General features: G+C 58.2%; 8 protein-coding genes. 5 read left to right on the forward strand and 3 right to left on the reverse strand.

The window, feature by feature from the left end; all coding sequences use genetic code 11:
• The first annotated feature begins 533 nt into the window (after window positions 1-533).
• The 4 genes from ACRBB0_RS04915 to ACRBB0_RS04930 all read left to right on the forward strand — a co-directional run bounded on the left by ACRBB0_RS04915 (window position 534) and on the right by ACRBB0_RS04930 (window position 10,453).
• Complete coding sequence (locus ACRBB0_RS04915; protein ID WP_431373292.1) at window positions 534-8,825, forward strand: Hint domain-containing protein; 8,292 nt, start codon at window positions 534-536, stop codon at window positions 8,823-8,825.
• A gap of 83 nt (window positions 8,826-8,908) precedes the next feature.
• A complete protein-coding gene (locus ACRBB0_RS04920; RefSeq protein WP_431373293.1) occupies window positions 8,909-9,679 on the forward strand; it encodes a helix-turn-helix domain-containing protein in 771 nt (256 codons plus the stop codon).
• A gap of 49 nt (window positions 9,680-9,728) precedes the next feature.
• Window positions 9,729-10,118, forward strand: coding sequence for a VOC family protein (locus tag ACRBB0_RS04925; RefSeq protein ID WP_431373294.1), 390 nt, complete (start codon window positions 9,729-9,731; stop codon window positions 10,116-10,118).
• Entirely contained in the window at window positions 10,118-10,453 is a 336-nt protein-coding gene (locus tag ACRBB0_RS04930) for a DUF1801 domain-containing protein (RefSeq protein WP_431373295.1), read from the forward strand. The genes ACRBB0_RS04925 and ACRBB0_RS04930 overlap by 1 nt, the downstream gene beginning before the upstream one ends.
• Here ACRBB0_RS04930 and ACRBB0_RS04935 read toward each other — a convergent pair.
• The 3 genes from ACRBB0_RS04935 to ACRBB0_RS04945 all read right to left on the reverse strand — a co-directional run bounded on the left by ACRBB0_RS04935 (window position 10,450) and on the right by ACRBB0_RS04945 (window position 12,456).
• The gene (locus tag ACRBB0_RS04935) at window positions 10,450-11,691 is read right to left on the reverse strand and encodes a lytic murein transglycosylase (RefSeq protein ID WP_431373296.1); all 1,242 of its coding nucleotides are present in this window, start codon (window positions 11,689-11,691) and stop codon (window positions 10,450-10,452) included. The two genes, ACRBB0_RS04930 and ACRBB0_RS04935, sit on opposite strands and share 4 nt — an antisense overlap.
• A gap of 110 nt (window positions 11,692-11,801) precedes the next feature.
• Window positions 11,802-12,062 carry a succinate dehydrogenase assembly factor 2 gene (locus ACRBB0_RS04940; protein ID WP_431373297.1) on the reverse strand — a complete coding sequence of 87 codons (261 nt, stop codon included), beginning with the start codon at window positions 12,060-12,062 and terminating at the stop codon, window positions 11,802-11,804.
• Complete coding sequence (locus tag ACRBB0_RS04945) at window positions 12,055-12,456, reverse strand: helix-turn-helix domain-containing protein (RefSeq protein ID WP_431373298.1); 402 nt, start codon at window positions 12,454-12,456, stop codon at window positions 12,055-12,057. The genes ACRBB0_RS04940 and ACRBB0_RS04945 overlap by 8 nt, the downstream gene beginning before the upstream one ends.
• An 86-nt stretch (window positions 12,457-12,542) precedes the next feature.
• Here ACRBB0_RS04945 and ACRBB0_RS04950 point away from each other — a divergent pair, with 86 nt between their 5' ends.
• On the forward strand, window positions 12,543-13,745 hold the full coding sequence (locus tag ACRBB0_RS04950) for a pyridoxal phosphate-dependent aminotransferase (protein ID WP_431373299.1): 1,203 nt from the start codon (window positions 12,543-12,545) through the stop codon (window positions 13,743-13,745).
• Window positions 13,746-13,750: the final 5 nt, after the last annotated feature.

Consider the following 13,750-nt stretch of genomic DNA (forward strand, 5'->3'; position numbering starts at 1 on the left):
CGACTGGGCAGGAATGCCGGGGCAACGGGTGCCCCGGCCTACTCATAAAAGCGTTGTCGCCAGAAACGATCACCGCGTACCGCTTACTGCCCTTGTTACAGGCCACTCAGCTCTGAAATTGCAGAGCACGTGGCGAACCAGATGGAACTCCTTAAGGGTTAGGCGCGAGGCCTATGAATGACTAACCTGATCCATCTGTGTCCAATATAGAGTGTCAAAGATTGATAATTCCCTGACAGACATCTGGGAGTCACCTTTTGTCGCCCCAAAATGCGCCCTGAACCACCATTATAATTTTTATGCTGAAATTACTGTTTTAAAATATAAGCTTATGCTGAAATTTCGTTGGGCGGATTAGTCTAAATTTTGGAAACAATGGCTGGAATGAGGCAAGTCTGGCCTTAAATTTCATCAAGTTTGCCCAGCAGTTCCGCATTCGTGACCAATTCACAGCGTTTCTAGCACCTAACAAAAACCGTCTGCAGGGCGGTTGGCCACAGATCGTGGTGAGTATTGAGGTTAGGAGCGCTGACATGGCGACGTATACGGTCACAACATCGAACTGGAACTCTTCGGCATTCTGGTCGGGGATCAACGGAGCGTCTGGCGGGCACATGTTGGACTTTTCCGGTTTGGGATCTGGCTATTCGGTCGAATACGATGTGTTCAACGGCGAAACTACCCTTTCGGATGGAACGGACACCTTTGTCGTTGGTGATGCAATTTCGGATGGCGGCCAGGATGCGCAGCTTGGTGGCGGGACGCGTTTGACTGACTTCTCCTCGGTGATTGGCAGCGATGGCGACGACACGCTGTTTTCCAGCGCCGGCAGTGAGACGCTTGCGGGTGGTGGTGGCTCAGACACGTTTGTGATCGGCACGGGCAACGAGACAATCACCGGCGGCGAATCCGGCGATGATATGGATGTGGTCGATATCAGCGCGGCGGATGATGTTTTGAACGTCACCTTTAGCGGCGATGAGGCAGGCACCTATGCCGATGCGGATGGCGACAGCGGGAGCTTTTCCGAGGTTGAAGGTTTCTTCCTCAGCTCGGGAAACGACACCCTTGATGCGTCAGCGGCCACAAGCGATGGTGTCTTTGTCGTTGGGCGCGATGGCGATGACAGCCTGACCGGCGGTGGCGGGGATGACACGTTTGTCGGCGGTGAAGGAAGCGATGTTCTGACTGGCAATGGCGGCGCGGATAGCCTGTCTGGTGGTTTGAATGGCGATACCATTAGCGCGGGTGACGGTGCCGACAGTGTCGATGGCGGCTCTGGTGCGGATGACATCAGCCTGGGCGCAGGCGACGATATTGCCGAGGGCGGATCAGGCCGGGATACGATTTCTGGCGGTGACGGCAACGACACGATTTATGGTGAAGACGCGGATATTGGCAAAGACGCCGGAACCTTGGCCAGTTTCGATTTCTCCACCATCTCGGATAGCGGCAATTCCGGCGCGGGTGTGATCGGCGAATATGCGGTCTATGACAATATCGGGACGACCAGCGATGGCACCGTTGTTCAGGCGCGAATGACCGTTCTGGATGCGGATGATCCAAACATTGAAATCGAATTTGGCACCAACTCGATTTTTCTGAACGACAATGCCAAGACGGTCGCTGGAAATGGCGTGACCCTTGGGTTTGAGTTCTTTGACCAAGCCACAGGTGAGCCAATTCTGATCAGCGGTGGTTTCACGTTCCATGACGTTGATACAACTGACGAAAGTGTGACAGCCCTATCTGCGGATGTGACATCGGTGACTTTGTCGGCCTCACCAGCGTCGAATCTGACTCCTTCTGATAGCTCCGAACAATTGTCGGCGGCCTCTGACTATACAAGTTCAGGCAATGCAGACGAAAATCACTGGGCGCAGTTCACCTATGAAGGCCAGCAACAGTTGGTGTTCGAAGTGACAACGCGCGGTGCCGGGACAAATTATGCGTTTTCGACCGATGGGTTTAGCAACCCCGGCACCACCACCTATGCGACCCCTGAAAATCAGGATGACAGCATTGATGGCGGGGCCGGTGATGACCTGATTTATGGTATGAGCGGCAATGACACCCTGAATGGCGACGAGGGCCAGGACACGCTGAATGGTGGCGTTGGCAATGATCTGATCGACGGCGGGGCTGACGCGGATGTCATCACCTTTGAAGACGGGTTTGGTGATGACACGGTTGCGGGGGGCGAAGCCGTCACGACCGGGTCTGACACGGACCGGCTTGACCTAAGCGCAATTGGCAATAATGGCGTGACAGTCACCTTTTCGGGGGATGAGGCGGGGGCAGTGACCTCTGGGGCGGACAGCATTGATTTCACTGAAATCGAAACCATGACCCTGACCGATCAAGACGATAGCGTGACCGGCGGTGCCGGTGCCGAGGTGATCGACGCAGGCGCAGGCGATGACACGCTTGATGGGGCGGGCGGCGCGGACAGCCTGTCGGGCGATGCAGGCGATGACATCATTGATGGCGGTGCAGATGCCGATACGCTGTCGGGTGGCGCAGGTCAGGATACCCTGATCGGTGGCGCGGGTGACGACGACATGTCAGGCGGCGATGATCAGGACTTTTTCCAGTTCGACGATGGCTTTGGCAATGACACGATCACAGGGGGTGAAGGTGGCACGGATGAGGATACGCTTGATCTGACATCACTCACCACGGATACAACCGTCGATCTAACGGGGGTCGAAAGTGGCACTGTGACCCAAGGCGCGGATACGGCGACCTTTGGTGAGATCGAGATTGTTGACCTTGGCGCGGGCCGTGACACGATTGTTTTGGCCGATGGCTCGGGCAGTGATGTTGTGCAGTCCTTTGACTTGCTCGACAGCGGTGATGGCAGCACAAATGATCAGCTCGATGTTTCGGCCCTGACCAGTGATGGCGGCACAACACCGGTCCACACCGGTGACGTGGTGGTGAGCGATGATGGCAGCGGCAACGCAGTTTTGACATTCCCGGGCGGTGAAGCGATCACATTGCTTGGTGTGGCCCCATCAGACGTGAATGATCCGGCTGAGCTTGAAAGCATCGGCATCCCTTCCGCGCCGTCCTTTATTGTGTCGGGCACAGCGGCTGGTGAGGTGATCGACACCGCCTATAGCGATGATCCGCATGGCGATATGATCGACGCCAATGATCATTCAGATGGGTCGCATGATGACAGCGTCGAAGCGGGTGAGGGCGATGACACGATCTATGCCGCGCAGGGTGACGATACTGTGCACGGGCAGGGGGGCGATGACCGTTTCAACATCGAAAACACCCTCGACAATGACAGCCTGATTGGTGGCGAAACCGGCGAAACGCTGGGTGATGAAGTCAACCTGACCGATCTCAGCGACGATCTGACTGTTGATTATACCGCAGCCGAAACCGGGACCATCAGCGATGGGACCAAGACCACCAGCTTTGAAGAAATCGAACGGCTTGAGCTGGGCGCGGGCAATGACAGCGTCACCGGATCAGCCGGGGATGACAGTATCGCAGGCAATGGCGGTGCTGACACGATCACCGGCGGTGCAGGTGATGACACAATCGCGCTTGGGGCCAGCGATGGCGTGGCGGATGAGTTGATCCTTGGTGATGGCTTTGGCAACGATCAAATCCTCGAATTCGAAGCTCCGACCGACAATGGCGATGGCACCTATACCGGCAATGACCAGCTTGACGTGATCGGTTTGACCGATGCGGGCGGCGACCCTGTCACCACCGCAGATGTCGTCGTGAGCGATGATGGCCTGGGCAATGCGGTTTTGACCTTTCCCAACGGTGAAAGCCTGACTTTGGATGGGGTCGCGCCGGGCGCGGTTTCCTCTCCCGATCAACTCGAAGCCATTGGTATTCCGTCCGCACCTGCGGCCACTGACTTTATTGTCGAGGGAAGCGCGGCAGATGACACCATTGATGGCGGTTATACCGGGGACCCCGAAGGCGATATGATCGATGCAGGCGATCATTCTGATCTGTCTGATGCGGACCTTGTATATGGATACGACGGTGACGACCTGATCCAATCGGGCGCAGAGGCAGACACCGTGTATGGTGGCACCGGAGCCGACACGATTGAAGGGGGCGCAGGCGCAGACGTCATGCATGGCGATGCGGGCGATGACAGCATTGATATCGGCAGCGGCGACACGATTTCCGGCGATGATGGTGATGATCTTTTCACCGTCGACACAGCCCTTCTTGACGGCACCAGCGCCACTGTCACGGGCGGCGAAAATGCCGAAACCGGTGGTGATACGCTGACGTCAGGTGACTACTCTGGCTCAGTGACCGTGAACTTGGCGGCGGGCGATCCAGAGGCGGGCACCATGGCGCTTGGTGGCACAACGGTCCATTTCTCCGAGATCGAACACATTGATACTGGCGACGCGGGCGACAGCGTTGTTGGCGGCAACGGCGATGACACGGTCAGCACAGGTGCGGGCGCTGATACAGTTGAGGGTGGTCTTGGCGATGACAGCTTTGACATTGGCCTTGGTGATGGGGAGGACGATCTGATCCGCCTCAGCGATGGGGATGGCAATGACACCATCACCGGCTTTGAGGCCCCAACCGACAATGGTGATGGCACCTTTACCCCCAATGATCTGTTGGACCTCGGCGGTTTGACCGACGACAGCGGCAATCCGGTCAGCCATGAAGATATCACCGTGACCGACACCAATGGGGATGGCAGCGGCGATGCCGTGCTGAATTTCCCAGACGGCACAACACTGACGCTGATTGGTGTGCCACCAGCGGCTGTTGAATCCAAGGAACAGCTCTTTGCCATGGGTGTCGACCTGCACGCCGGCGATTATTTCGTCGAAGGCACCGGCGGTAGTGATCTGATCGACACGGCTTATGTTGGCGATCCCGAAGGCGATATGATCAACAACAACGATCACTCCGACGGCTCAAACGACGATATCGTTCATGCGGATAGTGGCAATGACACGGTCCTGACTGGCGAAGGCGATGACAGTATCGAAGCCGAAGAAGGCGACGACAGCGTTGTTGCCGGGATCGGTGACGATACGCTTCGCGGTGGCGACGGCGCGGATACCCTGGTGGGGGGTGACGGCAACGATAGTGCGCGCGGCAATGACGGTGATGACAGCATCATCGGCGGCGATGGCAATGACTCGCTCTTTGGTGAGGTCGGTGAAGACTATGTTGAAGGCGGCGCAGGTGACGACAGGCTGGAAGGCAACGAAGGCAAAGACACGCTGATTGGTGGCGACGGAAATGACTGGATGCGTGGGTCATATGACAATGACGCGCTCTATGGCGGGGCTGGTGACGATTTCCTCTGGGGTGGCTTTGGGGACGATACCTTCCACATTGAAAACGGCTTTGGCAATGACACTGTCGACGCCGAAGGTGTGGCCGAAACCCATGGCGACACGCTTGACCTAAGCGCGGTGACCGATGCGCTGCGCATTGATCTGAGCGATGGCAATACCGAAGCGGGCACTGTGAGCGATGGCACCAGCACGCTGGTGTTTGACGAAGTGGAAAACATCCTTCTGGGCGCTGGCGAAGACACCCTGATCCTCAAGGATTTCGGTGGAGCCGACACCGTGACCGGGTTTGCGACACCAATCGACAATGGGGATGGTACCTTTACCGGTGTTGATCTGTTGGACGTCACCGGTTTGACCGACGATGACGGCAACCCCGTCGATACCGACGATGTCATCGTCACCGATGATGGCAGCGGCAATGCGGTTTTGACCTTCCCTGGGATGGTTGTTCTGACATTGGATGGCGTCGCGCCTGCGGATGTTGCGACACCGGCCCAATTGGCGGCGATCGGCATCCCAACGAGCGGCACCACGACCCCCGACTATGTGGTCTCCGGCACGTCTTCGGGTGAGGTGATCGACACGCTTTATGCGGGTGATCCGCATGGGGATATGATCGACAATGCGGACCATTCCGATGCGTCTGACGATGATAGCGTCGAAGCGGGTGGTGGTGATGACACGATCTATGCGGCTGGCGGCGATGACACTGTGCATGGCGAAGGTGGCGATGACCATTTCAACATCGAAGGTGGTCTCGACAATGACAGCCTGATCGGTGGCGAAGCGGGCGAAACGGATGGCGACCAAGTCAACCTGACCGACCTGAGCGACGATCTGACCGTCACCTTCTCGGCGGCGGAAACGGGCACGATCACCGACGGCACCGACACAACCAGCTTTGAGGAAATCGAAGAAATCGCGCTGGGCTCGGGCGACGATAGCGTCACGGGGTCTGCTGGCGATGACGCCATTCTGGCCGGGGACGGATCGGACACGCTGAGCGGCGCGGCAGGCGATGACACAGTGGACGGCCAGGGCGGCGATGACGTGTTTATTGTCGACGGCGGGCTGGACAATGACGACATCACCGGTGGTGAAACCGGCGAGACCCTTGGCGATGTGCTGGACCTCTCGGCGCTGGCCGATGACTTGACCGTCGCGATGAGCGCGGCGGAATCCGGCACCGTGACCGACGGCAGTGACACGACCAGCTTTGATGAGATCGAACGCCTCGAACTCGGGGCGGGCGACGATAGCGTCACGGGGTCCGCTGGCGACGACAGCATCGCAGGCAATGGCGGCGCGGACACAATCACCGGCGGATTGGGCGACGACACCATCGCATTGGGCGCTGATGATGGCGTTAACGATGAGTTGATCCTGGAGGATGGTTTTGGCAGCGATCTGATCCAAGAGTTCGAGGCCCCGACCGACAATGGAGACGGTACCTTTGCGGGCTTTGATCAACTTGATGTCACAGGCCTGACAGATGCGGGCGGCGATCCGGTCAACACCGATGATGTCACGGTCAGTGACACCAATGGCGACGGCACCGGGGATGCGGTTCTGACCTTCCCCAATGGCGAAACGCTGACCCTAGAGGGCGTGGGCCCAGCCGAGGTTCAAACCCCGGCACAGCTTAATGCTATTGGCATTCCGCTGGCTCCCACGCCACCAACGCCGACCCCGCCAACTCCGACCCCACCAACTCCGGGTATCGTCGAAGGCGATGGCAGTGATAACCTGATTGACGACAGCTATACCGGTGATCCGGATGGCGACATGGTCGACAATGGTGACGGTCCAAGCGGCAGCGATGTTGATACGATCACTGCTGGTGCTGGCGATGACACTGTGCTTGCCGGTCTCGCTGATGACAGCGTGTTGGGCGAAGCGGGTGATGACAGCCTGTCTGGCGAGGCCGGTGACGACACGCTGGAAGGTGGCGATGGTCGCGACACGCTGGTTGGCGGTCTTGGCGATGACAGCATGGATGGCGGGGCCGACGAGGATTTCTTTACCCTCTATGATGGCTTTGGCAGCGATACGATTGAGGGCGGCGAAACCGTAACCACGGGTGTCGATGATGATACTCTGGATGCCTCTGGCCTCACGGGGCCACTGACCGTGACCTATAGCGGCGACGAAAGCGGAACGCTCAGCGATGGGACCGATACGGTGGCCTTTAGCGGCATCGAAACCCTCATTCTGAATGATAGCGGTAATGTGTTGGATGGGTCTGGTGACGATGATGGCATTGACCTCGAAGCGGGCGACGGAAGCGATACACTCACCGGCGGCAGTGGTGCCGATTCCCTTGTGGGAGCTGGTGGCGACGATAGTCTGACCGGCGGTGTTGGCGAAGACACGCTTGATGGTGGTGACGGCAGCGACACGCTGTCAGGTGCCGATGGCGAGCAAACCCTACTTGGCGGTGCTGGCGATGATGTGATTGGCGGCGGTGACGGAGTCGACTCACTTGATGGAGGCGATGACGACGATTTGCTGGATGGCGGGGCCGGTGATGACACCGTGCTTGGCGGTCTTGGCGAAGATACGTTGACGGGCGGCGCTGGCGATGATCTTGTCGATGGCGGCGACGACAATGACACGCTGTCGGGTGAAGGCGGTGCCGATACTCTGCTTGGTGGCGGCGGCGATGATGTGATTTCCGTTGGCTCTGGGGATGATGCCCAGGGCGGCGACGGCGATGATGTTTTCAATGCGGGCGCGTCCGGTTTGGACGGTGGCAGCATGACGGTCACCGGTGGCGAGGGGGGCGAAACCCTTGGCGATACGCTCAACATCACCGGGCCCGCGACGATCACCATGAGCGGCGCGGAATCCGGGACGGTTGATTGGCTCGATGGCAGCTCGTTGACCTTTTCTGAGATCGAAACGGTCAATTACGTGCCCTGTTTCACCCCCGGCACCCTGATCAAGACGATGCTCGGCGAAGTTGATGTGGCCGACATCAGCCAAGGTGATGTGGTTTTGACCCGCGACAACGGCTACCAAACTGTCCGCTGGGCCGGGACCAAGGTTTTGGACGGCGGCGAAATCGCCTCCAATCCGTCGCTCCAACCCATCCGCATCGCACGGGGAGCGTTGGGCGCAGGTATGCCTGAGCGCGACATGGTCGTGTCCCCGCAGCACCGCGTGGTGATGTCAGGCTACGCGATTGAACTGTTGTTTGGCGAAGACGAGGTTTTGGTGGCCGCAACCCATCTGGTCGGCCGTCCGGGGATCACCCGCGAATGTCCAACCGCTGGCGTTACCTATGTGCATTTCATGTTTGATCACCACGAATTGGTGATGTCGGACGGCACCTGGACCGAAAGCTTCCAACCCGGTGACTTGTCGCTGGCGGGGCTTGATATGGATCAGCGCGAAGAGTTGATCCTGCTTTTCCCGCAACTCGTCTCACCAATGGGCCGGGAGGCATATGGCGCGGCGCGCATGTCGCTCAAGGCGTATCAAGCCCGGCTTTTGGTTGAAGTTTGAGCCACACTGAAATGACGGTCAAAGGGCGGGGTTTTCCCGCCCTTTTGCATTGCGGCGGGGGGTGGCTTTGATACCGTCAGCCCATGCCAATTTCACCCGGATACCACGAACACAGCCCGGCCACATCTTTGGGGGGCGAAACCTTTTGGTCCTTTGCTGCGTCGAATGCCGGTCAGACCGTTATCCTGCCAGATGGCCGGTGTGACATAATTTTCAAGGGGATCGCGCGGGGCGAGGAGATCACTGAAATCACTCCGATCGTGACTGGCCCGGCGACCCGCGCCTATACTGTCCAATACCAGCCTTGCGATGTCTGGGTTGGGTTACGGCTGCAACCTTGGATGGCGCGCTCGCTTTGGCAAAGCCAGATAGACATCGCTCAGGACCATGTCTCGCGCGGGTCTGGGGCGCAACGCCTTGTACCGCAGTTGGACAGGCTGCCAGAAACAAGCGATGCCAAGTCATTGCGGGCGATTCTTGCGGGTATTGAGAACGGGTTGGAACATGCGGGTCGCGGCGATTTGCTGGACAATGCGCTATCCTTGATCCGGGCCACAGCCGGGCAGATTGCGATCCACGCGCTTGCCGATCAGCTTGGCATGTCCGAGCGGCAGTTGAATCGGCGGTTCACGGGGCAAGTTGGGCTGGCCCCCAAGCTCTATGCCTCACTCATTCGCTTTCATCGCGCCTTGCGCTTGATCCGCGATCTGGGGCTTGGCGCCTGTGAGGCTGCCCATGATGCCGGTTACGCTGACCAAGCCCACTTGATCCGCAGCTTTCGCCGATTTGGCGGCTTCTCCCCGGCCAAAATCCCGACCCAGATAAGCCTGCCGGGGTTTTCCAAACTGCAATGATGTCCGATTTCTTCAATCTTGCCCCGCCGATTTGCGATACATTCGGGGTATGAAACTCGGATATACAATTATTTACGTTCAAGACGTTCCCGCAACCGTTGCCTTCTATGCTGCGGCGTTTGATTTGCCGCTGCGATTTATGCACGAGACCAAAACCTATGCCGAAATGGAGACCGGCCCGACCGCCTTGGCCTTTGCTCGCGAGGCGGATGTTGAGTTAAACGGCGTGGCGGTGTCGCCCAATCGCCCCGAAGCCTTGGCCGCAGCGTGGGAGATATGCTTGGTGACGGACAATGTCGCCGCAGCCTATGATCGGGCGGTATTGGCCGGGGCGGTGCCGGTTTCTGAACCTCAGGACAAGCCATGGGGGCAGACGGTCGCCTATCTCCGTGACCTGAATGGGTGCATTGTGGAATTGGCGTCAGAGGTGGTGAGGTGATGGAGGCAAATTCAGTTGCGGAGTTGGATTCCGCGGTTGTGGAGATGGTGCTTGAAATCTGCCCGGATGTGGCCTTTGTCCCCAAATATGGCGGCAAGCTTTTTGAGGCGGTGGCGGGTGACCCGAGCACGCAATTTGGTGGCCACTTCTTTTACAAAAACCATATGAGCATTGAGTTTACGCATGGGGCGGACCTGATGGATCCTGTGGGGATTTTGCAAGGGTCTGGCAAGCGCCGTCGACACCTGAAAATCCGGTCTCTGCAAGAGCTTCAAGCCCCCGCTATACGCGATATGATCGCGCAGTCCGCGGGCCAAGCTCTTGAGAATGCTTAACGAAGTAGCCTGAGCAAAGCTTGTGAGGGTTTGCCGGTAACAGGCAGCCCCCGAGCCTGTTCAAACCCACGAATGGCGGCTTCGGTCTTTTTGCCGATCACACCATCGGGGCGTCCCGCATCAAACCCGGCACGGCTCAATCCGCTTTGCAGGTCTTTGCGATCTTGCAAAACCAACCCGTATTTGTCAGGCCCGAAACGGGTTTTGAGCGGCCCGCCCCCGGCAAGACGGCCGGCCATATAGCCAACCCCAAGCGCGTAATTGTCGGACGGGTTGTAGCGCTTGATCATGTTGAAGTTGTGGAACACCAAAAACGCCGGTTTGTCGCGCCCCATCGGAGCAAGAATCGCCGCTGATCCGTGGTTTGGAAGGCTCCCACCCGCCGCTGCCTTGACGCCCAAGGCACGCCAACTGTCGACGCTGCGCTTGTTTTTGTGGCCAATTCCAGCGCTGAAACCCGCCGGGAGTGTGACCTCAAGCCCCCAGCTCTGCCCCTTGCGCCATCCGGCTTTTTGCAGAAAACGGGCGGTGGTGGCAAAGGCGTCAATCGGATTGTCACTCCAGATATCGCGCTTGCCATCGCCGTCAAAATCAACGGCGTGCGCCTGATAAGCATCTGGAATCAATTGTGTGTGGCCCATGGCCCCGGCCCAACTTCCGGTGAGCTGGCTCGGCTTGGCATCACCCGACTGGACAATGCGCAAGGCATTCATCAGGTTGCTTTCAAAGAAACGGCCGCGCCGCCCTTCCCATGCCAAAGTCGAGGTGGCCGAAATCACCGGAATCGTACCGCGCTTGGTGCCAAAATAGCTCTCAAGCCCCCAGATTGACGCCAAAACCTCCGAGGGAACACCATACCGCGCCTCGACCTGCGCCAAGGCCTTGCGTTGGCTGGCATAGGATTTGCGGCCAATGGCGACTTTTTCCTCGGGCGCGACAATGGCCAGATAATCTTCGAGCGAGCGTTTGAATTCGGTTTGGTTGCGGTCGCGATCAATCACACCGGGCAAATATCCCTGACCGCGAAACGCTGCAGCCAGCGTCGCCTTGGAAATTCCGCGCGATTGCGCCCGCCGTTTGAACGCCGCCACCCAGCTGTCATAGGACGCGTTGGGCTGTGGCAGGAAAGCCGGATCGACCTTGTTGGAACTGGCAATCTGCGCGGTGCCGCCACCGCCGCAACCCGCCAAAACAAGGGCCGAAACCCCCAAAGTGAATGTCCGCCGCGTGACCTGCATGACTTGCCCCATACCTCAAAATACCTGCGTTGAGGGCAGGGTAACACAGCTAGAGGCTGAGACGGAATCCGCAATCCTACCGATCCGGTCGGGAAGTGGCGGAAAGGCGCTTAGCCGTTGGCCGCGACGCGAATGATGTCGGCTACCGTGGGTTCGTGCTCTGTAGGAGATTGTTTTTGCTGCGAAATCCACTGATAGATGTCTTGGTCGTTTTCATCCAAGAGGGCTTCGTATGCGTCCAATTCAGCATCCGACAAATCAGCCAGACGTTCCGCTGTGTAGCGCATCAACAAGATGTCCATTTCCTTGGTGCCTCGGCGCATCGAGCGCATGTTCAGGCGGCGCAGGCGGGTGTCACGGGTTTCAGACATTGGGGTTTTGGTCCTTGAGCAGAATGCGCAGCTTTTTCTCGAGCAAACCCAAGCGATCAGCGCGGGATTTGAATTCGGCCCGAAGTGCGCGAATGTCGGTCAACACGGCGTTCACGTCTGGGGCGATGGTGTCGTCTTCGTCGGGGTCGGTCAGGCCTTCGCCTTCGCCGGTGATCAGCCAAACCATCGACACGTTCAGGATTCCTGCCATCATCGACAGGCGGTTTGCGCGCGGTTCTGACAGGTCTTCTTCCCAGTTTTGCAGGCTTTTGAGTTTGACGCCCAACCGTTTGGCCAAGGCGCCTTGGGTCATGCTTGCCGCCTCGCGCGCCGCCGCGAGTCGATCTCCGAAAGTGGCGGCCTCAGGCCCATACCAGTCAAAATCGTCGCTCATGGCTAAAAATTCTCCGCTTCGGACCGCTTGATCGGGACCCGGTCGCAAACTATGACAAGAACTGCATTTTTACAAACAGGTGACCTATGTCCTTTCTGTCGCAGACCCTTGACCGTGTGAAACCCTCTCCAACGGTGGCGGTGACGCAACTGGCGAATGAACTCAAGGCGGCGGGCCGGGACGTGATCGGCCTAGGCGCGGGCGAGCCTGATTTTGATACGCCTGATAATATCAAAGCGGCGGCAGTTGCGGCGATTGAGGCGGGTAAAACCAAATACACGGCACCCGACGGCATCATTGAGCTAAAAGAAGCGATCTGTGCCAAGTTCAAGCGCGAGAATGACTTGGACTACACGCCTAAGCAAATCAGCGTCTCAACCGGCGGCAAACAAGTGTTGTATAACGCCCTGATGGCGACATTGAATCCGGGCGATGAAGTGATCATTCCCGCGCCTTATTGGGTCAGCTATCCTGACATGGTGCGCCTGGGTGGTGGCGAGCCGGTGATTGTCGAAGGCGAGCGTCAGCTTGGTTACAAAATCACGCCCGAGGCCTTGGAGGCGGCGATCACGCCGAAAACCAAATGGCTCATCTTTAACTCGCCCTCCAACCCGACCGGCGCAGGCTATTCGCGCGACGAGCTTAAGGCGCTGACCGACGTGTTGATGCGCCACGAGCATGTCTGGGTGATGAGCGACGATATGTATGAACACCTTGCTTATGATGGGTTCGAATTCACCAGCCCGGCGCAGATCGAACCGCGTTTGTATGATCGGACATTGACCGTGAACGGCGTGTCCAAAGCCTATGCGATGACCGGTTGGCGTATTGGGTACGCGGGGGGGGCCGAGCATCTGATCGCAGCGATGCGCAAAATCCAAGGTCAATCGACCACAAACCCCAGCAGCATCAGCCAATGGGCGGCGGTTGAAGCATTGAATGGCCCACAGGATTTTCTGGCGGACCGCTCGGAGGCGTTTTTGCGTCGGCGCAATCTCGTGGTGGCCGGTTTGAACGCTTGCAAAGGGATCACCTGCGAAACACCTGAGGGCGCGTTTTATGTTTATCCGTCGATTGCGGAGTGCATTGGCACAACCTCTGCGGGTGGTGCGAAGATCGAGAACGACGAGGCGTTTTGTAAGGCTCTGCTGGAAGAGGAAGGCGTTGCGGTCGTATTTGGCGCAGCTTTTGGTCTATCACCCAACTTTAGGGTGAGTTACGCTACCTCTGATGAGGCCCTGACTGAGGCCTGCACGCGCATTGCCCGTTTCTGCGACGGGTTGAGTTAAGGAGC

Origin of the sequence: Pelagimonas sp. (genome assembly GCF_050633425.1) — a bacterium.
Lineage (GTDB): Bacteria > Pseudomonadota > Alphaproteobacteria > Rhodobacterales > Rhodobacteraceae > Pelagimonas.

What these genes read in the sequence shown, in the direction of transcription:
- ACRBB0_RS04925 (WP_431373294.1), top strand. Translation starts at nt 9,729, where the DNA reads ATGAAACTCGGATATACAATTATTTACGTTCAAGACGTTCCCGCAACC.
- ACRBB0_RS04940 (WP_431373297.1), bottom strand. Translation starts at nt 12,062, where the DNA reads ATGTCTGAAACCCGTGACACCCGCCTGCGCCGCCTGAACATGCGCTCG.
- ACRBB0_RS04915 (WP_431373292.1), top strand. Translation starts at nt 534, where the DNA reads ATGGCGACGTATACGGTCACAACATCGAACTGGAACTCTTCGGCATTC.
- ACRBB0_RS04920 (WP_431373293.1), top strand. Translation starts at nt 8,909, where the DNA reads ATGCCAATTTCACCCGGATACCACGAACACAGCCCGGCCACATCTTTG.
- ACRBB0_RS04935 (WP_431373296.1), bottom strand. Translation starts at nt 11,691, where the DNA reads ATGCAGGTCACGCGGCGGACATTCACTTTGGGGGTTTCGGCCCTTGTT.
- ACRBB0_RS04945 (WP_431373298.1), bottom strand. Translation starts at nt 12,456, where the DNA reads ATGAGCGACGATTTTGACTGGTATGGGCCTGAGGCCGCCACTTTCGGA.
- ACRBB0_RS04950 (WP_431373299.1), top strand. Translation starts at nt 12,543, where the DNA reads ATGTCCTTTCTGTCGCAGACCCTTGACCGTGTGAAACCCTCTCCAACG.
- ACRBB0_RS04930 (WP_431373295.1), top strand. Translation starts at nt 10,118, where the DNA reads ATGGAGGCAAATTCAGTTGCGGAGTTGGATTCCGCGGTTGTGGAGATG.